General features: G+C 70.8%; 20 protein-coding genes. 11 read left to right on the top strand and 9 right to left on the bottom strand.

Annotation, left to right across the window (positions count from 1 at the left end; genetic code table 11):
• The 4 genes from ilvN (at position 1) to ABD346_RS19865 (ending at position 4,172) form a co-directional block, all read left to right on the top strand.
• Positions 1-528, top strand: coding sequence for an acetolactate synthase small subunit (ilvN, locus tag ABD346_RS19880; protein ID WP_053726090.1), 528 nt, complete (start codon positions 1-3; stop codon positions 526-528).
• 107 nt (positions 529-635) lie between these two features.
• Positions 636-1,637, top strand: coding sequence for a ketol-acid reductoisomerase (gene ilvC / locus ABD346_RS19875; RefSeq protein WP_100577585.1), 1,002 nt, complete (start codon positions 636-638; stop codon positions 1,635-1,637).
• Between the two features lie 254 nt (positions 1,638-1,891).
• Positions 1,892-3,484 (top strand): phosphoglycerate dehydrogenase, encoded by a 1,593-nt coding sequence (serA, locus tag ABD346_RS19870; protein ID WP_344376506.1) that lies wholly within the window; start codon positions 1,892-1,894, stop codon positions 3,482-3,484.
• Between the two features lie 94 nt (positions 3,485-3,578).
• Positions 3,579-4,172 carry a TetR/AcrR family transcriptional regulator gene (locus ABD346_RS19865; protein WP_344376505.1) on the top strand — a complete coding sequence of 198 codons (594 nt, stop codon included), beginning with the start codon at positions 3,579-3,581 and terminating at the stop codon, positions 4,170-4,172.
• A 35-nt stretch (positions 4,173-4,207) separates the two neighbouring features.
• Here ABD346_RS19865 and ABD346_RS19860 read toward each other — a convergent pair whose 3' ends face one another.
• The gene (locus ABD346_RS19860) at positions 4,208-5,368 is read right to left on the bottom strand and encodes a PucR family transcriptional regulator (protein ID WP_344376503.1); all 1,161 of its coding nucleotides are present in this window, start codon (positions 5,366-5,368) and stop codon (positions 4,208-4,210) included.
• 203 nt (positions 5,369-5,571) lie between these two features.
• Between ABD346_RS19860 and ABD346_RS19855 the strand changes: the two genes are divergently transcribed.
• Both ABD346_RS19855 and pruA read left to right on the top strand, forming a co-directional pair.
• Positions 5,572-6,498, top strand: coding sequence for a proline dehydrogenase family protein (locus ABD346_RS19855; RefSeq protein ID WP_344376502.1), 927 nt, complete (start codon positions 5,572-5,574; stop codon positions 6,496-6,498).
• A gap of 64 nt (positions 6,499-6,562) precedes the next feature.
• Positions 6,563-8,194, top strand: coding sequence for an L-glutamate gamma-semialdehyde dehydrogenase (pruA, locus tag ABD346_RS19850; protein ID WP_344376501.1), 1,632 nt, complete (start codon positions 6,563-6,565; stop codon positions 8,192-8,194).
• A gap of 85 nt (positions 8,195-8,279) precedes the next feature.
• On the opposite strand, the gene ABD346_RS19845 is transcribed toward pruA, so the two are convergent.
• Together ABD346_RS19845 and ABD346_RS19840 are read right to left on the bottom strand one after the other, a co-directional pair.
• Complete coding sequence (locus ABD346_RS19845; RefSeq protein ID WP_344376500.1) at positions 8,280-8,984, bottom strand: nitroreductase family protein; 705 nt, start codon at positions 8,982-8,984, stop codon at positions 8,280-8,282.
• Positions 8,985-9,050: 66 nt separating this feature from the next.
• Entirely contained in the window at positions 9,051-10,022 is a 972-nt protein-coding gene (locus tag ABD346_RS19840; RefSeq protein WP_344376498.1) for a GlxA family transcriptional regulator, read from the bottom strand.
• A gap of 71 nt (positions 10,023-10,093) precedes the next feature.
• Between ABD346_RS19840 and ABD346_RS19835 the strand changes: the two genes are divergently transcribed.
• Together ABD346_RS19835 and ABD346_RS19830 are read left to right on the top strand one after the other, a co-directional pair.
• On the top strand, positions 10,094-10,459 hold the full coding sequence (locus tag ABD346_RS19835; protein ID WP_344376496.1) for a cupin domain-containing protein: 366 nt from the start codon (positions 10,094-10,096) through the stop codon (positions 10,457-10,459).
• 289 nt (positions 10,460-10,748) lie between these two features.
• Positions 10,749-11,288 (top strand): GNAT family N-acetyltransferase, encoded by a 540-nt coding sequence (locus tag ABD346_RS19830; protein WP_381229203.1) that lies wholly within the window; start codon positions 10,749-10,751, stop codon positions 11,286-11,288.
• Between the two features lie 49 nt (positions 11,289-11,337).
• Here ABD346_RS19830 and ABD346_RS19825 read toward each other — a convergent pair whose 3' ends face one another.
• The 4 genes from ABD346_RS19825 to ABD346_RS19810 form a co-directional block, all read right to left on the bottom strand.
• Positions 11,338-13,380, bottom strand: coding sequence for a phosphocholine-specific phospholipase C (locus tag ABD346_RS19825; RefSeq protein WP_344376493.1), 2,043 nt, complete (start codon positions 13,378-13,380; stop codon positions 11,338-11,340).
• 185 nt (positions 13,381-13,565) lie between these two features.
• Positions 13,566-14,297: a hypothetical protein gene (locus ABD346_RS19820; RefSeq protein ID WP_344376492.1), complete on the bottom strand. Its 732-nt coding sequence runs from the start codon at positions 14,295-14,297 to the stop codon at positions 13,566-13,568.
• Positions 14,294-14,641, bottom strand: coding sequence for a PadR family transcriptional regulator (locus ABD346_RS19815; protein ID WP_344376491.1), 348 nt, complete (start codon positions 14,639-14,641; stop codon positions 14,294-14,296). Before ABD346_RS19815 ends, ABD346_RS19820 begins: the two co-directional genes overlap by 4 nt.
• A 162-nt stretch (positions 14,642-14,803) precedes the next feature.
• Complete coding sequence (locus ABD346_RS19810; RefSeq protein WP_344376489.1) at positions 14,804-15,802, bottom strand: NADP-dependent oxidoreductase; 999 nt, start codon at positions 15,800-15,802, stop codon at positions 14,804-14,806.
• Between the two features lie 103 nt (positions 15,803-15,905).
• Here ABD346_RS19810 and ABD346_RS19805 point away from each other — a divergent pair, with 103 nt between their 5' ends.
• Positions 15,906-16,817, top strand: coding sequence for a LysR family transcriptional regulator (locus ABD346_RS19805; RefSeq protein ID WP_344376488.1), 912 nt, complete (start codon positions 15,906-15,908; stop codon positions 16,815-16,817).
• Here ABD346_RS19805 and ABD346_RS19800 read toward each other — a convergent pair.
• Entirely contained in the window at positions 16,762-17,709 is a 948-nt protein-coding gene (locus ABD346_RS19800) for a LysR family transcriptional regulator (RefSeq protein ID WP_344376486.1), read from the bottom strand. The two genes, ABD346_RS19805 and ABD346_RS19800, sit on opposite strands and share 56 nt — an antisense overlap.
• A gap of 93 nt (positions 17,710-17,802) precedes the next feature.
• Here ABD346_RS19800 and ABD346_RS19795 point away from each other — a divergent pair, with 93 nt between their 5' ends.
• Both ABD346_RS19795 and ABD346_RS19790 read left to right on the top strand, forming a co-directional pair.
• Entirely contained in the window at positions 17,803-19,206 is a 1,404-nt protein-coding gene (locus tag ABD346_RS19795; protein WP_344376485.1) for an MFS transporter, read from the top strand.
• 229 nt (positions 19,207-19,435) lie between these two features.
• Positions 19,436-19,564, top strand: a complete 129-nt coding sequence (locus ABD346_RS19790) for a hypothetical protein (RefSeq protein ID WP_267056578.1) — start codon at positions 19,436-19,438, stop codon at positions 19,562-19,564.
• 19 nt (positions 19,565-19,583) lie between these two features.
• On the opposite strand, the gene ABD346_RS19785 is transcribed toward ABD346_RS19790, so the two are convergent.
• A complete protein-coding gene (locus ABD346_RS19785) occupies positions 19,584-21,158 on the bottom strand; it encodes a purple acid phosphatase family protein (RefSeq protein ID WP_344376482.1) in 1,575 nt (524 codons plus the stop codon).
• Positions 21,159-21,198: the final 40 nt, after the last annotated feature.

Raw genomic sequence — 21,198 nt, 5'->3', positions numbered from 1 at the left:
ATGTCCACCAAGCACACGCTCTCGGTCCTGGTCGAGAACACCCCCGGCATCCTCGCCCGGATCGCCGCCCTGTTCTCCCGCCGTGGCTTCAACATCGACTCGCTCGCGGTCGGTGTCACCGAACACCCCGACATCTCCCGCATCACCATCGTGGTCAATGTCGAGGACCTGCCCCTGGAGCAGGTGACCAAGCAGCTCAACAAGCTCGTCAACGTCCTGAAGATCGTCGAACTCGAGCCCGGCGCTGCGATCCAGCGCGAGCTCGTCCTGGTGAAGGTGCGTGCCGACAACGAAACGCGCTCCCAGATCGTCGAGATCGTCCAGCTGTTCCGCGCCAAGACCGTCGACGTCTCCCCGGAGGCCGTGACCATCGAGGCGACCGGCGGCGCGGACAAGCTGGAGGCGATGCTGAAGATGCTGGAGCAGTTCGGCATCAAGGAACTCGTCCAGTCCGGCACGATCGCCATAGGGCGCGGCGCCCGGTCCATCACGGACCGCTCGCTGCGCGCCCTGGACCGCAGCGCCTGAGGCCCCCGATACGGGCTCTGACCCGCCCGTATCGCGGACCCACCCCTTCCTTACTCACCCCCACCGATACGGTGGACGCAACACCAGCACACCAAGGAGATATCCCAGTGGCCGAGCTGTTCTACGACGACGATGCCGACCTGTCCATCATCCAGGGCCGCAAGGTCGCGGTGATCGGTTACGGCAGCCAGGGCCACGCCCACGCGCTGTCGCTCCGTGACTCGGGTGTCGACGTCCGCGTCGGTCTGCACGAGGGCTCCAAGTCCAAGGCGAAGGCCGAGGAGCAGGGCCTGCGCGTGGTGACGCCGTCCGAGGCGGCGGCCGAGGCCGACGTCATCATGATCCTGGTCCCGGACCCGATCCAGGCCCAGGTCTACGAGGAGTCCATCAAGGACAACCTGAAGGACGGCGACGCGCTGTTCTTCGGCCACGGCCTGAACATCCGCTTCGGCTTCATCAAGCCCCCGGCGAACGTGACCGTCGCGATGGTCGCCCCGAAGGGCCCGGGCCACCTGGTGCGCCGTCAGTACGAGGAGGGCCGCGGCGTTCCGTGCATCGTGGCCGTCGAGCAGGACCCCCAGGGCAACGGCCTGGCGCTGGCCCTGTCGTACGCCAAGGGCATCGGCGGCACCCGTGCCGGCGTCATCAAGACGACGTTCACCGAGGAGACCGAGACCGACCTGTTCGGTGAGCAGGCCGTCCTCTGCGGTGGCACGGCCGCGCTGGTCAAGGCCGGTTTCGAGACGCTGACCGAGGCCGGCTACCAGCCGGAGATCGCGTACTTCGAGTGCCTCCACGAGCTGAAGCTGATCGTGGACCTCATGTACGAGGGCGGCCTGGAGAAGATGCGCTGGTCGATCTCGGAGACCGCCGAGTGGGGCGACTACGTCACCGGCCCCCGCATCATCACCGCCGACACCAAGGCCGAGATGAAGAAGGTCCTCGCCGAGATCCAGGACGGCACGTTCGCCAAGAACTGGATGGACGAGTACCACGGCGGTCTGAAGAAGTACAACGAGTACAAGACCCAGGACTCCGAGCACCTCCTGGAGACCACCGGCAAGGAGCTGCGCAAGCTCATGAGCTGGGTGCAGAACGACGAGGCGTAAGCCTGATGTCAGCGGGGCCGGGCACGGTATCGGTGTCCGGCCCCGCTGGCTACCGCACGACCATGGACAACCAGTCCAACCCCCATCGGGTGATCCTGCCTTCGCGGCGGAAAACCCCCGGGGGCGCAGCACTACACTGCTCAGCAACACCAACGCGTCAGGCCCACAGCGTCGTGCGTCTTCCACGCGGCTAGCCCCTCCACCGCCTGCGGCCGTCGGGACGGCCGTCCGCAAAGGATTCAGTGAGGACCCACGTGAGCTCGAAACCTGTCGTACTCATCGCTGAAGAGCTGTCGCCCGCCACCGTCGACGCCCTCGGGCCGGACTTCGAGATCCGGCACTGCAACGGTGCCGACCGCGCGGAGCTGCTGCCCGCCATCGCCGGTGTCGACGCGATCCTGATCCGCTCGGCGACCAAGGTCGACGCCGAGGCGATCGCCGCCGCCAAGAAGCTGAAGGTCGTCGCCCGCGCCGGGGTCGGCCTCGACAACGTCGACGTGTCGGCCGCCACCAAGGCCGGCGTGATGGTCGTGAACGCACCGACCTCCAACATCGTCACCGCCGCCGAGCTCGCCTGCGGCCTCCTCGTCGCCACCGCGCGCAACATCCCGCAGGCCAACACCGCGCTCAAGAACGGCGAGTGGAAGCGGAACAAGTACACCGGCGTCGAGCTGAGCGAGAAGACCCTCGGCGTCGTCGGCCTCGGCCGCATCGGCGTCCTGGTCGCGCAGCGCATGTCGGCCTTCGGCATGAAGATCGTCGCGTACGACCCCTATGTGCAGCCCGCGCGCGCCGCCCAGATGGGCGTCAAGCTCCTCACCCTCGACGAGCTGCTCGAAGTCTCCGACTTCATCACCGTGCACCTGCCCAAGACCCCCGAGACGCTCGGCCTGATCGGTGACGAGGCGCTGCACAAGGTGCAGCCGCACGTGCGGATCGTGAACGCGGCGCGCGGCGGCATCGTGGACGAGGCCGCGCTGTACTCCGCCCTCAAGGAGGGCCGGGTCGCGGGCGCCGGTCTGGACGTGTACGCGAAGGAGCCCTGCACGGACTCCCCGCTCTTCGAGCTCGACCAGGTCGTCTGCACCCCGCACCTGGGCGCCTCCACCGACGAGGCCCAGGAGAAGGCCGGCATCGCCGTCGCCAAGTCCGTACGCCTCGCGCTCGCGGGCGAGCTCGTGCCGGACGCGGTCAACGTCCAGGGCGGCGTGATCGCCGAGGACGTCAAGCCCGGCCTGCCGCTCGCCGAGCGCCTCGGCCGCATCTTCACCGCGCTCGCGGGAGAGGTCGCGGTCCGCCTCGACGTCGAGGTGTACGGCGAACTCACCCAGCACGACGTCAAGGTGCTCGAACTCAGCGCGCTCAAGGGCGTGTTCGAGGACGTGGTGGACGAGACGGTCTCCTACGTCAACGCGCCCCTGTTCGCGCAGGAGCGAGGCGTCGAGGTCCGCCTCACCACGTCCAGCGAGTCGCCCAACCACCGCAACGTGGTGACCGTGCGCGGCACCCTGTCGGACGGCGAGGAGGTCTCGGTGTCCGGCACCCTGGCCGGCCCCAAGCACCTCCAGAAGGTCGTCGCGATCGGCGAGTTCGACGTGGACCTGGCGCTCGCGGACCACATGATCGTGCTGCGTTACGAGGACCGTCCGGGCATCGTCGGCGCCGTCGGCCGGGTGCTCGGCGAGGCCGGGCTCAACATCGCCGGCATGCAGGTCTCCCGCGCGGAGGAGGGCGGCGACGCGCTCGCCGTGCTGACCGTGGACGACACCATCCCGCAGAACGTGCTGACCGAGGTCGCCGAGGAGATCGGCGCCAACTCGGCCCGCTCGGTGAACCTGACCGACTGACCCGCACCGGTCCCGCGGCCCCGTACCCGGTCCGCAGCATCCGACTTAGACGTTTGTCTTAGACGGATGTCTGTATACCGGGTACGCTGCTGTCATGGGACACCGTGAGGATCTGCTCGAAGGCGCCAAGCGCTGCCTGCTGGAAAAGGGCTACGCCCGCACCACCGCCCGCGACATCGTCGCCGAGTCCGGCACCAACCTGGCCTCCATCGGCTACCACTACGGCTCCAAGGAGGCCCTGCTCAACCTGGCCTTCCTGGGGCTGACCGAGGAGTGGGGCGACGCGGTCGCCGCGAGCCGGGAGAAGGGCGCCGCGATCGGGGACCTGCCCCCGCTGGAACGGTTCGAGCGGGGCTGGGAGGGCGTGATCGACTCGTACGAGCAGAGCCGCGCGGTCTGGAAGCTCCAGATGGAGATCGTCTCCCGGATCGACAGCGACCCCGAGCTCCAGAAGGCCCTCGCCGGGCCGCAGCTGGAGGGGCGCAAGGGCCTCGCGGAGGGTTTCCTCGGCATCGACGAGAACGCCGACCCCGAGCGGGCGCGGCTCGCCGGAACCTTTTATCAGGCGCTGCTCGCCGGGGTGATGGTCCAGTGGATGGTCGACCCGGAGACGGCCCCCTCGGCGAAGGACCTGACCGAGGGCCTGAAGATCATGATGGGGCTCGACGGGGACGAAGGCCGCAGCTGACGGTCACATCCCGTTGCGCGTACGGCAGTCGAGGGTCACAGCCGCGCCGCCTTCAACGCCATGTGCAGGAGCAGCCGGTCCTCGCCCTGGTCCAGGTCGAGGCCGGTGAGGTGCTCGACGCGGGACAGGCGGTAGTAGAGCGTCTGGCGGTGGATGCCCAGGGCCGCCGCCGCGCGCCCCGCCTGGCCCGCGTGGTCGAGGAACACCTCGGCGGTGCGGGCGAGTTCGCGGTGGGCCGGAGTCAACAGGGCCCGCACCGCCGGGTCCTGGTCCCGTGCGGCGGGCAGCGCGGTCAGTGTGCGGTACGGGCCGATGTCCGACCACTGGGCGACCGGGCCGAGCCGGGGTTCCGCAAGTGCCGCACGCACGGCGGAGGTTGCCTCGTGGTGGGCGAGAGCGAGCTCGGCGAGACCGCGGCGGGCCACCGCCACCCCCGCCGCCGCACCGTTCCCGGCATCCCCGCGCAGCCGCTGAGCCGCGGTCCTGGCCGGCGCGAGCGCGTCCGCCGACCGCAGCCGCACCAGGGCGGCGAGCCCCAGCGCCCCGCTCGCCCCGGCGGACGGCCACGGCACCGTGCACACCGCCGCGGCCCCCGGCACCGTACGGGCCGAAGGGGCGTCCTCGCCCGGCCACGGGGCCACGCACACCAGCGCGTGCAGGCCCTCCGCGTCCGGGCCGAGCGCCGCCTGGAGCGCGGCCGTCGCCGTGTCGCGCTGCCAGCCGCGCTCCGCGGTCAGCGCCGCCCGGAACTCGCGCGACAGGTCGGCGCCGGCCTGCGCCTCGTCGGCGAGCAGCACGCCGATCCTGGCCGCCACCTCCATGGCCGCGGCCAGCTTGTCCTCGGCCGGTCCCGGCTCGGCGTCGAGCAGCCAGACGTATCCGAGGGCGACGCCCCGGTGGCGGACCGGAAGGCAGATGCGGCTGCGGAAGACCCCCGCGTCGGGGGCCGCCGGGATGCGGACGGGGCTGGTGGCACGGGTGATGCCGAAGCCCTCGAACCAGGCGCGGACGGCGGGCGTCGACTTCCTGGTCAGGATCGAACGGGTGCGGACGGGGTCCATCGCGAGGTCGTCCTCGGAGTCGTGCGCACCGAAGGCGATCAGCCCGAAATCCCGGTTCTCCAGCGTCGCGGGGGCGCCGAGCAGCGCCGAGATTTCATCGACCAGATCCTGGTAGTCGCCCTTCACAAGAGCCATTCTCGCTCATCCCGGGACGCGCTTCAGACATGTGTATGAGATCTGGACCACGGATGCGTGACAGCTGTCGATGGCAGAGGATCGGGGAGATCCTTAGGTTTCACGGTGGTTCTCCGTGCCGATACCGGTTCGCCCCAAAGACGTCGATCGTCCTGAAGGCCCTGGTCGCGGCCCTCGTCTAGTTCTTTCCGTGGAGGTGCCCCGTGCTGGGTCCCGTGATCCTCGCCGCGTCGCGCAGCGACAAGATGCGCAAGCTCGTTTCGGCCGCCCCGGTGACCAGGCCCGTGGTGAACCGTTTCATCCCCGGCGAGACCGTCGACCAGGTCGTCCCGATCGTCGAGGAGACCGTCGGCAAGGGCCTGGAGCTCACCCTCGACGTGGTCGGCGAGGACATCACCACCCCCGAGCAGGCCGCCCACGCGCGCGACGCCTACCTCGAACTCATCGAGCGCCTCAAGGACCTCGGCCACGGCACCAAGGCCGAGATGTCGGTGAAGCTCTCCATGTTCGGCCAGTCCCTGGACGGCGGCCACGAGCTGGCCCTCGCCAACGTCCGCCCGGTCGTCGAGGCCGCCGCCGCGATCGGCACCACGGTCACCCTGGACGCCGAGGACCACACCACCCTCGACTCGATGTTCGCCATCCACGAGGAGCTGCGGAAGGACTTCCCGCAGACCGGCTGCGTCATCCAGGCCTACCTCTTCCGCACCGAGGCCGACGCCCGCCGCCTCGCCGCGAACGGCAGCCGCGTGCGTATCGTGAAGGGCGCCTACAAGGAGCCCGCCGAGGTCGCCTACCAGGACAAGAGCGAGATCGACAAGGCGTACGTCCGTATCCTGAAGATCCTGATGGAGGGCGAGGGCTACCCGATGATCGGGTCCCACGACCCGCGCCTGATAGCCATCGGCCAGGAGCTCGCCCGGCGCGCAGGGCGCAAGCTGGACGAGTACGAGTTCCAGATGCTGTACGGGATCCGCAGCGAGGAGCACCTGCGGCTCGCCGCCGAGGGCCACCGGATGCGCGTCTACACGGCGTACGGCACCGACTGGTACGGCTACTTCATGCGCCGCCTCGCGGAGAAGCCGGCCAACCTGCTGTTCTTCGTCCGCTCGATGATCACCAAGAACTAGATTTCGGACGGGGCCCCGAGCCCCTGCTCGCCCGCACACCCCTCACAAAGGAGTCAAGGAACTCATGGACGCTGTGACCCAGGTCCCCGCCCCGGTCAACGAGCCGGTGCACGGCTACGCCCCTGGTTCCCCGGAGCGCGCCCGTCTGGAAGCCAAGCTCAAGGAACTGGCGGAGAACCCCGTCGACCTGCCGATGACCATCAACGGTGAGAAGCGGATGGGCGGTGGCGAGCGCTTCGACGTCGTGCAGCCGCACAACCACCGCGCCGTCATCGGAACCTACGCCAACGCCACCGAGCAGGACGCCCAGGACGCCGTCGACGCCGCGCTCGCCGCCGCCCCGGCCTGGCGCGCGATGTCCTTCGACGACCGCGCCGCGATCATCCTGCGCGCCGCCGAGCTGCTCGCCGGCCCCTGGCGCGAGACGCTGGCCGCCTCCACGATGCTCGGCCAGTCGAAGACCGCCCAGCAGGCCGAGATCGACACCCCGTGCGAGCTCGTCGACTTCTGGCGCTTCAACGTCCACTACGCCCGCAACCTGCTCGCCGAGCAGCCCCCGGCGAACTCCCCGGGCGTGTGGAACCGCATGGACCACCGCCCGCTGGAAGGCTTCGTCTACGCGATCACGCCGTTCAACTTCACGGCCATCGCGGGCAACCTGCCGACCGCCCCGGCCCTGATGGGCAACGTCGTCGTGTGGAAGCCGTCCCCGACGCAGACCCACGCCGCTGTGCTGCTCATGCAGCTCCTGGAGGAGGCGGGCCTGCCCAAGGGCGTCATCAACCTCGTCACCGGTGACGGCCTGGCCGTCTCCGAGGTCGCCCTGAACCACCGCGACCTGGCGGGCATCCACTTCACGGGTTCGACCAAGACCTTCCAGCACCTGTGGAAGACCGTCGGCACGAACATCGAGAAGTACCGCACCTACCCGCGCCTGGTCGGCGAGACGGGCGGCAAGGACTTCGTCGTCGCGCACCCCAGCGCCGACCGCGCCGTCCTGAAGACCGCGCTGACCCGCGGCTCCTTCGAGTTCCAGGGCCAGAAGTGCTCCGCGTCCTCGCGTGCGTACATCCCGGCCTCGATCTGGAACGACGGCTTCAAGGAGGAGTTCGCGGCCGAGGTCGACGGCATCTCCATGGGTGACGTCACCGACCTGTCGAACTTCATCGGCGCCGTCATCGACGAGCGCTCGTTCGCCAAGAACAAGGCCGCGATCGACCGCGCGAAGGCCGATGCCTCCTGCACGATCGTCGCGGGCGGCAGCTACGACGACTCGGTGGGCTACTTCGTCCGCCCGACCGTCATCGAGTGCACCGACCCGGCGAACGAGGTCTTCACGACCGAGTACTTCGGCCCGATCCTGGCGATCCACGTCTACGACGACGCCAAGTACGACGAGATGCTGGAGCAGATGGAGTCGGCCTCCGACTACGCCCTGACCGGCGCCGTCATCTCCAACGACCGCGCCGCGGCCGCCCACACGATGGAGAAGCTCCGCTACGCGGCGGGCAACTTCTACATCAACGACAAGTCGACCGGCGCCGTCGTCGGCCAGCAGCCCTTCGGCGGCGGCCGCGCCTCCGGCACCAACGACAAGGCGGGTGCCCCGCAGAACCTGATGCGCTGGACGCTGACCCGCGCCATCAAGGAGACGCTGGTCCCGCCGACCGACTACACGTACCCCCACATGGGCTGACGCCGTAGTCGCACCGAACCCCGCCCCCGTCCTTGGTCCCCCAACCGAGGACGGGGGCGGTTTCCATGCCGGGTCCGGGCGGGGCTCAGACCTCGACCAGCACCTGGTCGAGGGACTTGCGGACCAGGTCGGGGACCTCGCAGTCGTCGGCGGGGTAGCCGATCGGGATGACGGCGAAGGCCTTCTCGTTCGCGGGGCGTTCCAGGACCTCTGACAGGAAGCGCATCGGGCTCGGGGTGTGGACGAGGGCCGCGAGGCCGCACTGGTGGAGGGCGGAGAGCAGCATGCCCACCGCGATGCCGACCGACTCGTCGACATAGTAGTGCTTGTGCTTGGTGCCGTCCTCGGCCAGCCAATAGCGCTGCTGGAAGACGACGAGCAGGGCCGGGGCGTCGGTGAGGTGGGTCTTCACCGCGTCCGTGCCGATCGGCCGCAGCGCCGCGAGCCATTCCTCGCCGAGCCGCCCGTCGTAGGAGATCCGCTCCTCCTCCTCGGCCGCCTCGCGGATCCTGCGCCGTACGTCCGCGTCCTTGACCAGGACGAACGTCCACGGCTGCTGGTGCGCGCCGGACGGCGCGGTCGCGGCGCAGGCGACCGCGTCACGGACGGCCTGCTCGGGAATGGGGTCGGGCGAGAAGCGGCGCACGGTGCGGCGCTCGTCCATGCGCGCCCGCAACTCGGCGGCCCGCGCCAGGGTCTCGGTGCCGGCCATCCGGTCCGGCCGGTAGGGAACGGGCCGGTACGGCTCGCCGTGGATCGGGGTCCAGTGGTGCTCGGTGGGTGTGGGCATGGGGGGAGTCTGGTGGCGGGGTGTGGTCTGGTCCAAGTGGCTTGGCGAATAGGTGACTTGAAAGGCTCAGGGAGTGGCCGGGCGGCGGAAGGTGCGGCGGTACGCGGCCGGGGTGGTGCGCAGGGCCTGGTGGAAGCGGCGGCGCAGATTGGTCGCCGAGGAGAGCCCGGTGCGGGCGGCGACCGCCTCGACGGACAGGTCGGTCTCTTCGAGCAGCGCCTGCGCGGCCGTGATTCGCCGAGCGAGCAGCCACTGGCCGGGACCGGTGCCCAACTGGTCGGCGAAGCGGCGGGCCAGGGTGCGCGGGGAGACCCCGGCGCGGGCCGCGAGGGTGGCCACCGACAGCGGCTCGGCGAGGCGTTCGGCGGCCCAGTCAAGCAGCGGAGCCAGCGAGTCGGGCACGCCGGGCGGCGGGGTCGCCGCGTACTGGAGCTGGCCGCCCTCGCGGTGCGGGGGCATCACCATGTGGCGGGCGATCCGGTTGGCGTGCGCGGCGCCGAAGTCCTTGCGGACCAGGTGCAGGCAGAGGTCGATCGCGGCGCCGCTGCCCGCACTGGTGGCGACGTCGCCGTGGTCGACGTACAGCACGTCGCTGTCCACGACGACGCCGGGGAAGCGTTCGGCCAGCTCGGTGGCGAGGCGCCAGTGCGTGGCGGCCCGGCGCCCGTCGAGCAGCCCGGCCTCGGCCAGGATGAACGCGCCCGAGCAGAGCGAGACGATCCGGGCGCCGTCGCGGTGGGCGGCCCGCAGCACGGCGAGAGTGGCGGGGGAGACGGGGCCGGGGTTCTGCTTGCCCGGCAGCACGATGGTGTCGGCACGGCGGAGCGAGTCCAGACCGTGCTCGATGTGCATCGCGTACCCGGCCTGGGTGGCCACCGGCCCCGGGCGCTCGGTGGCCACCCAGAAGTCGTAGTGGGCGGGAGTGCTTGCGCCTCGGCCGCCGAAGACCTCGGCGGCGATGCCGAGTTCGAAGGTGGACTGGGGCGGGTGGACGAGGGCGGCGATGCGGCGGGGCGTTCCGGGTGGGGGCGTGGGCATGGCAGGAAAGTACCTGATGGTGTCAGATCTGACACTGGGCGGGTGTGATCGGCGCCGCGGATGATCGACCCATGAGCGAATTGAGCGAATTGAAGGAACGGGAACCCCGGGTTCAGGCGGTGGACGTGGCAGAGGTCGTGACGCGGGAGGTGGCCCCGGGCATCACCTCCCGCCGCCTGCTCCCCACGGACCACGCACGGGGCTGGCTGATCGACTTCGCGCCGGGCAGCGAGTGGCCGGAGGTCGATGTGCACACGGAGGAGGAGCGGTACTACGTCATCAGCGGCGAAGTCATCGACGTGGGGCGGGTGTTCGGGGCGGGGTCGTACGTCGTCTTCGACGCGGGCACGTCGCATCGGCCGCGGTCGGTCGTGGGGGCGCGGATGCTGGGGATCAGTGTTCGGGTTGGGGGCGATGCGGATGCGGGTTGTTCCTGATCTCTGCCGCCGCGTCGTACGCCTTGCCGTGCCCCGGAGCCTCGCGCGCCTGCTTCAGCTCGCTCGCCAGGGCGGTGCACACCCCGCAGTTGGGCACAGGCTCACAGCTGTACAGGTAGTCATCAACGAACCCGGCCGGTCCGATCGCAGGGCGCGGGTTGGTCCGTGGGTTGTTCGTCGCCATCACGGTGTCCTCTCGCCCGTGTGACGAAGGACGCCAGAACGCGGGGGAGTTGGCGAGGGGGACAGAGCGGTCCCCGCCCGGTGGGGTTACGCGGGCCCTGGGAGAATGGTGCGCATGGATGTGATGCGACGCACGGTGCACACCTGTGAGTTGAGCCCCGCCGAACTCGCCGGGATCCGCGGCCTCCTCGACACCGCCTTCGGCGGGGACTTCAGCGACGAGGACTGGGACCACGGGCTCGGCGGCCTGCACGCCCTCGTCCACCACGACGGCGAACTCGCCGCCCACGGCAGCGTCGTCATGCGGCGGGTGCTGCATGCCGGGCGCTCGTACCGCATCGGGTACGTCGAAGCCGTCGCCGTCCGCGCGGACCTGCGGCGGCGCGGGCTCGGCGGGCTGGTCATGGCCGACCTGGAGCGGGTGATCCAGGGGGCGTACGCCTTCGGGGCGCTGTCGGCGAGCGAGGCGGGCGCCCCGCTGTACCGGGCGCGGGGCTGGCAGGCGTGGGAGGGCCCCATCGAGGTGCTCGCGCCGGACGGAGTGATGCGGCTTCCGGACGAGGAGGGCAGCACGTATGTGTGGGGTCAAATCCCCGCTGCTGCCCTCCCGTTGACCTTCGACTGGCGGGACGGGGACGTGCTCTAGCGCTCCCCGGGGGTGGGGACAGCCACCTCCGCGCCCCGCACCGCGAGCGTCACCCGCTGATCGAAGCCGCCCCCGTCTCGATGTGACCCATGTACCGGCGCGACCACGTCGCGTCCGAGTCGGCCGTGATCGTGAAGTCGTACCAGCCGTTCTGGTACGCCACCGCGTTGAAGAAGTCCTCGGTCGAGCCGCCCGCCGGGACGTTGTACGTCCACGTGCCGGTCCGGTACTGGTTCGAGGTGATGGTGAACTTCACGGTGGAGGCGGAGGAGTTGGTCATCTTGAACCAGACCGCCATCTTGCCCGTGCCGGTCTCCACCGCGTAGCGCGACGCCACCTCGATCGACTTGCCCGGCTTCGTCGCGTCGCCGACGAAACGACGCTGGAAGCGGTTCGGGCCGACCATGGTGAAGTCGTACTTGCCCGCGCCCGCACCCGTACCGATCTGGAAGAAGTCGGTGGCCGTGCCGCCCGGGTCGACCGTGTACTGCCACGGCGTGGTGTCGCGGTAGGCGTTCGGATGCAGGGAGAAGTGGGCGGCGCTGGTGGCGGGGGAGCCCTGGTTGGCCATGGAGAACCAGGCCACGATCTGCCCGGCGGCCTTGAACTCGAACCGGTCGAGGTTGCCGTTCGGCTGGTACGGCAGCGCGCGGGCCGGACGGGTGCCGGACTCCTGCGTGGGCAGCGCGTTGTTCTGCGGGGCGGGGTTGGGCAGCGGGGCGCACGTGCTGATGCCGATCACCTTGGTGGCCGGGAGCCCGGACGGTATGCCGTACACCGGCGAGGAGAAGTCGAAGACGCCCGTCAGGTCACCGGTGACCCTGCGGCGCCAGGGGCTGATGTTCGGGCAGGTGGCCGGGGTGCCGAGGGCTGCCGTCCACTTCTCCATGAAGCGCAGCACCGAGGTGTGGTCGAAGACCTCGGAGGAGACCCAGCCGCCGCGCGTCCAGGGCGACATGACGAGCATCGGCACCCGGAAGCCGAGACCGTAGGGGACGCCGTTCAGGAACTCGCCCGCGGTGCCGGCGGGCGGCGACGGCGGGGGCACGTGGTCGAAGAAGCCGTCGTTCTCGTCGTAGTTGAGGAACAGGACGGTCGAGTCGAAGACGTCGGGGGCCGCGGCGAGCGCGCGGTAGACCAGGTCGACGAAGTGCGCGCCGTCGCCGGGCGGGGCGTAGGGGTGTTCGGAGAAGGCCTGGTTGGCGACCACCCAGGACACCTGGGGGAGGGTCCCGGCGAGCGCGTCCGCCTTGATCGCGGCGGCGATGTCGTCGGGGGTGGAGCCGGTGGCCGCCGGCACGGAGCCCATGCCGCGGTCGTGCAGCGGGTCGCCGGCGGGCGCGGAGGTGAACTTCGAGAAGTACGCGAGCCCGTTGTCGCCGTAGTTGTCGTTGGCGTTCTGGTACACCTTCCAGCTGACCCCGGCGCGCTGGAGGGCCTCGGCGTACGTCTCCCAGGTCAGGCCCGATTCGTCGCCGCCGTCGTAGCTGGAGCCGTCGACCTTGCCGCTCCACAGGAAGGTGCGGTTCGGCCCGGTGGCGCTGAGGGTCGCGCTGAAGTACGCGTCACAGATCGTGTAGTTGTCGGCCAGCGCGTAGTGGAACGGGATGTCGCCCCGGTCGAGGTGGCCGAGCGAGCGCACATTGCCGACGCCCGACACCCAGCTGTCCATCCGGCCCTTGTTCCACGCGGCGTGCTGCGAGGTCCAGCTGTGCGGGAGGTCGCCGTTGCACTGGGCGAGGGTCTCGCCGTCGGCTCCGCCCGAGGCCGGGGTCGAGCTGAGCTTCCACGGGTACTGGCGGCCGAGGCCGTTCGGCTGGTTGAAGACGGACTGCCCGCCCGAGAGCAGGATGCCGCTCTTGTCGCCGAAGCCCCGGACGCCCTTGAGGCGGCCGAAGTAGTGGTCGAAGCTGCGGTTCTCCTGCATCAGGATCACCACGTGCTTGACGTCCTTGATGGTGCCGGTCGCCGAGGCGGCCGCCGTGCTCGTGACCGCCGTACCGACGGCCTCGGCCGCCCCCGAGGGCAGCACGGCACCGGCCGCCACGCCCGCGCCGAGTGCCACGAATCCTCTACGACTGATCGGTGTCATCCGCCCGCCTCTTCGGTCGCATGTGCCCCAGCGGCACATCGAGCGCAAGAGTGGCGCCAGCCAATGGTCTGAAGCTAGACCTCTACAGGGAGAGATTTATGAACACTCGGTCAACGGCGGGGTTCTTAAGGTTCGATGAGCTATCACATGGATGATCCCGCAAGGGGGCCTCGCCCGGACCGCCCTCAGCGGCTCTCGACGCCCCTCGCGATGTCCCGCTTCACCCCGAGCCAGCCGAGCAGCACGCCCACGGGGGCCGCGACCAGCATGCCGAAGTAGACGGCGGGCCGGTTGAAGTCGAACAGGCCGAAGCCGTTGCCGAGCATCAGCAGCGTCATCGAGACGACGAACACCGCCATCAGCCCCCAGAACTTGGCGCTCAAGAACACATGCCGGGCCGGCGGTGCCGGGGCCGCGGTCAGTTCGGCGGCCGGGCCCGCGCTCGCGGCGGCCGGGCGCTTGAAGTACGTCATGTGCAGCCAGCGGCCGCACGGCTCCCACCCCTCCGGTTCGAGCTCGGCGAGCAGCGCATCGCGGCCCTTCGCGCCGTGTGCGGTCTCGCGGCGGTACTCCCAGCGCATCGCGGCGTCCGGCCTGCGGCACACGAAGCGGCCGACGAAGTCGATTCCCTCGACCTCCCAGCCCTCGGCTCCGTACTGGTTGAGGAGCAGCCGGTCGGTGTAGATGTCGGCGGTCCACTTCCAGGTCTCGGCCCCGGCCTCGGGCCGCTCGGCGGTACGCCCCCGGGCGAGCCGGTCCGCGAAGACGTCCGGCGCGCCGAACTCCTCGCGGGCGTCGGCCGATCCGGACTCCGCGAGGTAGCACGTCAGGTCGGCGACGGTCGCCGAGACCACCTGCTCCGGCATCCCGCCTGCCGCGAGCAGCCGGCCGAGCTCGGCGAAGTATTCGGTGTTCACGCTGGTCCCCCTGGAACGGTACGGGTGAGCATGGTCGTGACGGCCGCGTGGAACTCGCGCCAGGACGCGCCCTGTTCGGCGAGCGCCCGGCGTCCATCGTCGGTCAGCCGGTAGTAGCGGCGGCCCGGCCCGCGCTCGGCGGCCCTGAACTCGCCGACGGCCAGGCCGGCTTCCTCCAGGCGGTTGAGTACGGGGTAGAGCGTCCCGCCCTTGATCTCGCCGAGCCCGGCGGCGGTGAGCGCCTTGGAGATCTCGTACCCGTAGCTCTCACCCCCGGTGAGACAGGACAGGACGAGGAGGTCGAGGACGCCCTTGAGCCAGCTGGATCTGCGGTCTGCGGCCATGCGTGTATTCCACCACCACCTAGGTAGGAATGCAATCTAGGTCGGGGTGCTGGGTGTGAGGGGTGCCATGCATGGGCGGGTGCCGCGCGTGAGGGGTGCCGTGTGCAGGGCTGTCGCGCGCACGGGGTGCCGTGGTGGAGGTGCCCTGCACGGCGTGCGTGGTCAGTCGGCCACGCGGATGAGGAGCTTCCCCGTGTTGGCGCCGCTCAGCATTCCGATGAACCCGTCGAGGATTCCCTCGAACCCGTCCACCACCGTCTCGTCCGACGCCACCCGCCCGGACCGCAGGTGCGGGACCAGGAAGTCCTCCAACTCGCCTTGTACGTCACGGTAGTTGCGGACCAGTACGCCCTCCAGGCGCAGGCTCTTGCCGACCACGTCGTAGAGGTTGCGGGGAGCTGCGGGCGGCTCGGCGAGGGTGTTGTACTGGGCCACCGCGCCCACCCAGGCGATCCGGCCGTGGTCGCGCAGGCCCGCGATCGCGCCCTCCAGGTGACTGCCGCCCACGTTCTCGACCACCGCGTCCACCCCGTCCGGGGCCGCCTCGGCGAGCAGGTCGCCGACCGGGCCCTCGTGGTAGTCGAAGGCGGCGTCGTAACCAACCGTCCCCGTAAGGTAGTCGACCTTTTCCTGAGACCCCGCGCTGCCGATGATCCGGCCCGCGCCGAGCAGCCGCGCGATGCGACCGGTGGCGGTGCCGACGCCCCCGGCGGCCGCCGTGACGAACAGGTCCTCGCCGGGCTCGAGGCGCAGGGTCCGGGTGAGCGCCACATAGGCGGTGAGCCCGGTGCCGCCGAGGATGCCGAGGTGGGCGGAGAGCGGGACACCGTCGTACGCCTTGATCTTGCGCACCCCGTCGACGCCCAGGGTGACCAGGGCGTGGGTGCGCCAGCCCGCACGGTGGAAGACGAGGTCGCCCGCCGCGAGGCCGGGATCGCGCGAGGCGAGAACCCGGCCGAGCGCGCGGCCCTCCAGCGGTGTGCCCAGCGGGCCCTCGTCCATCACCTCGCGGTGGTACGGGTCGACGGAGAGGTAGAGGTTCTCGACGAGCGCGGTGCCGGGGGCGGGGTCGGGGACCTGGGCCCGGACCAGCTCGAAGTCGGCCTGAGTGGGGAGCCCGTCGGGTCGGGCGGTCTGCTGAACGGTGATCGAAGTCGTCATGGCCCAGGACGGTAGAAAGGAATGCGCGGGCCCGGCAGGGGGTTGCGCCGATGGAACCGAGTGATCCATCAACTCTGCTCATACGTACAGGTGGGAGCCCTCCATGCCCAGCGATCTCGCCCCGCACGAACTACGCGTCCTGGTGGCCGTGGAGCGCGAGCGCGGCTTCTCCGCCGCCGCCGAGAAGCTCGGCATGACCCAGTCCGCCGTCTCGCACTCGGTGCGCTCCAGCGAGGCCAAGATAGGTGCCGTCCTCTTCGAGAGGGGCAGGCGTGGCGCGACCCCGACGCCCGCCGGGAGCCGGGCCGTCGCCCACGCCCGGCGGGTGCTGCGGCTCCTCGACACCCTGGCGGCCGAGGCGCGCGGGGCGGCGCCCGACCCTGCCGACGACACCGTCGCGGGGCCACTGCGGATCGCCGCGTTCCGCAGTGCCGCACTCCGGCTGCTGCCCGCCGCGCTGGAACGGCTCACCGCCCGGCACCCCGGGATCGTGCCGGAGGTCAGCCTGGTGCGAGAGGTCGGCGCGGGGACGGCCGGGGAGGTGGCGGCGGGGCGCGCCGACCTCGGCATCGCCACGATCGGGACCACCTCGCCGATCCCGCCCGGGCTCGTCGGCGACGTACTCCTGGAGGAGGGGTACGCGCTGGTGCACCCGGCCGGGCATGCCGCGCCGCGCTCGCTTCCGCTGGTCGACTGGACCGAGAACTGCACGTCGTACACCCGGCGTTGGTGGGCCGAGCAGGAGTGGATCCCGGCCGCCACGGTCCGCGCCGAGGATGACGGAGCGGTGCTCTCGATGGTGAGCAGTGGTTTCGGAATGGCGATCATGCCGGAGCTGTCCCTCGTCGGAGCACCGCCCACCATCGAGATCACCGATCTCGGTCCGGAGCGCCCGACGCGCTCCGTCGGCTACGTGACCACCCCCGAACTCGCCGGAACGGTCGCCGTACGCGGCCTGATCAGGGAGTTGAGGGCGCTGCGTCCCCAGCCGGCCGGGGCCCGCCCGCTCGGCTGACCCCCGCCACTATGTCCGCGAGCGCCCCCCGCAGCCACCGGTGCGCCGGATCCGCGTCCACTCTGATGTGCCAGGCCTGCACGAACGGGTTGGCCGGCAGGTCGAGCGGAATGTCGAGGATCGCCAGCGGCATCGCCCGGGCAGCCTCCACCGCGAACTGCAGCGGCACCAGCGCGAGCGCGTCCGAGCGGAGCGCGAAGAAGCAGGCCGCCGAGTAAGTCGGCGCAGTGGCGAGCACGTCGCGGACCAGGCCGAGTCCGGCGAGCCGCTCGTCGACCACACTGCGCACCCGGCCGCGCCGGGTGACCGTGATGTGGGGGAGCGCGGCGAACCGTTCGGGGGTCAACCGCTCGGCGGCATAGGGCCCGTCGGCGCGCACCACGGCCGCATACGCGTACTCGCCCAGCGGGCTGCTGCGGATGTCGTGCGGCAGATCGCCCATCTGCCCCACCTCCAGATCGATCCGGTCCCGCAGGTCGGCCGGGTCCTCGTCGCCCTCGGGGAGCATCCGCAGCCGTACCCCGGGCGCCTCGCGCATCACCCGCTCGGTCAGCGCCGAGCCGAAGATGACGGCCACCCCGTCGTTGGCCCGGATGGTGAACTCCCTTTGCAGAGTGGCCAGTTCGAGATCGGGCGGCGGCCTGAGCGCGGCCAGTGCGGCCGCCAGCGCCGCCTCCACGTGCGGCTGGAGCTCCCTCGCGCGCGGTGTCAGCGTCAGGCCACGCCCCGACGGTACGAGCAGTTCGTCGCCCACCACCCGGCGCAGCCGCCCCAGGGTGCGGCTCATCGCGGAAGGCGAGATCCGCATCTCGGAGGCGGCCCCTGCCACGCTCCCGGCCCGCAGCAGGGCATCGAGCGAGGGCAGCAGATTCATGTCCGGCAGCTGTTGCATGCGCCGAGTATGACTGAATGATGCACAGTACGCACGCCTCATCTGATCAATCGGACCTTGTGTGCAGCAATGGGCGCGGCCAGGCTGTACGACATGCTCGAACCCAGACAGCGCGCCACCGCCCTGCTCGTCGCCGGCTGCTTCTTCATGGAGATGCTCGACGGCACCATCGTGGCCACCGCCGCCCCGCAGATGGCGGCCTCCCTGCACACCACGCCCTCCTCCGTCGGCCTGGTGATCACCGCGTATCTGCTGACCCTCGCCGTGCTCATACCGCTCAGCGGCTGGCTCACCGCCCGCTACGGCGCCCGGCGGATCTTCCTCGGCGCCATCGTCCTGTTCACCCTCGCCTCGGCGGGCTGCGCGGCCAGTGGAAGCCTCGGCCTCCTCATAGCCATGCGGGTCCTGCAAGGAGCGGGCGGCGCGATGATGGTGCCGGTCGGCCGGCTCCTGGTGCTCAACGGGGCCCAGAAGACCGACATCCCGAAGATCATGGCGTACATCGTGTGGCCGGGCCTGATGGCACCCGTCGTCGCCCCGCTGCTCGGCGGGCTGCTCACCACGTACGCAAGCTGGCACTGGATGTTCCTGGTCAACCTGCCGCTCGGCGTGGCCGCGTTCGCCGTCGCCCGGCGCCTGGTGGCGGCCGGCCCCACCGCGACCCCGCCGCCGCTCGACGTGCCCGGCGTGCTGCTCAGCTGCACCGGGCTCGCCGCCCTCACCTGGGCCGCCCACCTGGTCGCCGACACCGGCAGCGGCTGGCCGGTGGTCGCCTCCGTCGCCGCGCTCGCGGTCCTCGCGCTCGGCGCGGCCGGACGTCATCTGCTGCGCACCGCCCACCCGTTGGTGCATCTGCGCACCCTGGACGTGGCGTCGTTCCGGGCCTCCGTGACCGGCGGATCGCTCTTCTGGATCGTGGTCGGCGCCATGCCGTTCCTGCTGCCCCTGCTCTTCCAGGAGGTGTTCGGCTGGAGCGCGGTGAAGTCCGGCGCCGTGGTGCTCTTCGTGTTCGTCGGCAACATCGGGATCAAGCCCGCGACGACGTACCTCCTCAACCGCTTCGGCTTCCGCCCGCTGCTGATCGTCTCCACCGCCGGGCTCGCCGCGACCGTCGCCGGCTGTGCGCTGCTCACCGGCGCGACCCCCGTCGCCGTGACCGCCGTGCTCGTCATGCTCAGCGGGGCCACCCGCTCGCTCGGCCTGACCTGCTACTCCACCATCGCGTTCAGCGATGTGGCCCCCGAGCGGCTGCGTGACGCCAACGCCCTGTCCGCGACCGCCACCCAGCTCGCGGCCGGGCTCGGAGTCGCCGTCGCGACGGTCGCGCTGCGCCTGGGCGGGGCCTTCGCCGGCACCCCCTCCGGCGCCTATGCGGTGGCGTTCTGCCTGCTCGGCGCGGTCGGCCTGGCCCCCATGGCCGGCGCGCTGCGGCTGCACCGGGGCGCGGGGGACGCGGTGCGTACGACGCTCGCGCGGCCGTCCGGCCGGGCCTCGTAGAGAGGGGCCCGTCTCAGATAGTAGGAAGTCCGAGTAATTGTGGAGACAGACTCCAGCGCAAGGCTTAGCTTTGTAGAAGCCGAACGTCTCGCTGATCCAGCGAATGGCGGTCGTGAGCGCAGTGCCCCTTGGCAGGCAACCCCTGCGGCAGCGCTCCCCGCCCCTTCCGGCACCTCACTGCATCCGCCGGGGCCTGCCCCGGACCTCCCAGCAGAGGAGTCGAATCCCCATGGTCAAGCAGCCCGCCCGCCGAGTCCGTCACTCTTCGCGCAGCAGCGAGTCCGACCGCAAGAACGCCGCCGCCGCCCTCCAGCGTGCGCTGGACCGCAGGGACAACGGCGGCGCCACCGGGCACTGAGGCCCCTCGGCAAAGGCGACTAACGTCCGCGCTGGATCTCGAAGTGGTCGATGCGCTCGCCCGTCTCGGCGAGCGCGCTGACCTTCATCCTCGGGTGGCGGCCGGCCTCGACCTCCACCGCGAGGAACGAGTAGTTGGTGTAGCGCACGCGCGACCACTCCACGGTCTCGGTGACCTTCGCGCCGCCCTTGGCCCAGTGGTAGGTGTCCACGCTGTCGCGGTCCGCGACATGCCCCTCGTACGAGTCGGGCACCGGGAAGCTGTACAGCGAACGGCCCGCCGCGCCGGCCGTGACGTACACGATGCCGTCGCGGGTCGGGTCGGTGCGCTCGCCGATCGCGACCTTGCGGCCCACCTTGTTGCCCTTGATGGCGTCGGTGCGCTCGTACACGTGGTTGTGCCCGTTGATCACCAGGTCCACCTGGTGCTTCTCGAACAATGGCACCCACACGTCCCGCACGCCCCCCTCCGAGGCGTGCGAGCTGGTCGTCGAGAACGCGCAGTGGTGGAAGAAGACCACGATGAAGTCGACCGCGCGGTTGGCGCGCAGCTCACTGAGCCGCTTGTCCAGCCACTGGGTCTGCTTGCCGCCGCTGATGCCGAAGTTGGCGGGGATCTCGTACGAGACGTCGTTCGCGTCCAGCGCCACCACGCCCACGTTGCCGTGCACGAACGAGTAGACGCCGGGCTGGTTCACCGGGTCCGGGCCGTTGGCCGGCAGCGACCAGCGGGCGTTCTGACCGCCGTAGCCCTGCGGCGAGTACCAGGCCTCCATGTCGTGGTTGCCGGTCGTCACCATCCACGGCACGGTCTTGGCGACCGACTCGGTCTGCGCCAGGAACTGGTCCCAAGTGCGCGCGTCGTACTGGTCCGAGGACTGGCCCGAGCCCGACGGGTCGGCGTAGCAGATGTCGCCCGCGTGCAGGTGGAAGGCCGGGTTCTGGCCCAGGATCACCTGGTCGTTGCCCAGCGCGTGATAGCTGACGCCCTGGTCGCCGAAGGCCGTGAACGTGAAGTTCTCGGAGTGCGCCGGAGCGGTGGTGAAGGTGCCGAGCGTGCCGAGGTTGCGGCGGTCCGCCGGGTCGAAGCCGTCGTGGCCGACGCCGTAGTAGTACGTCTGGCCCGGCCGCAGCCGGTCGAGGCCCGCGTGCACGTAGAACTGCTCGGCCGCCGCGATCTTCCCGCCGTTCAGGGCGGGCGTCGTCAGGTGGCGCACCTCGGCGTCGATCTTCCGGCTCAGCGACCACGGGCTCGTGCCGATGCGGATGTAGGGCTTCTTCACCGCGAACGGGACCTGCCAGGAGACCCGCATCTGCGTCTTGGGGTCGGCGCCGTACGCGAGGTGCCGGCCGAACGGCGCGGCCAGTGAACCGTCCACGCCCGTACGGGAGGTGGAGGTGAGTGCGGTGGGAGCCGCGTACGCGGGCGAGGCCGCCCCGGCCGTCGCGACGCCGGCCCCGGCGACCGCGGCGGTCGCCACGGTGGTGCGCAGCACCCCGCGACGGGTCAGCCTGCTGCGCAGGTACTCGTGCTGCTCGGCCATGCTCATGCGCGCGGCGAGCCGGTCGGGGATGCCGAATCTCGGGATGTCCATGGCGGAAACGTCCTCCTTCGAGTCGACGCGAATTTCGCCG

Source organism: Streptomyces mauvecolor, from assembly GCF_039532965.1.
Taxonomy (GTDB): Bacteria; Actinomycetota; Actinomycetes; order Streptomycetales; family Streptomycetaceae; genus Streptomyces; species Streptomyces violascens.
The sequence above is the reverse complement of the archived record's forward strand: the minus strand, read 5'-3'. Positions and strand labels throughout refer to the sequence as shown.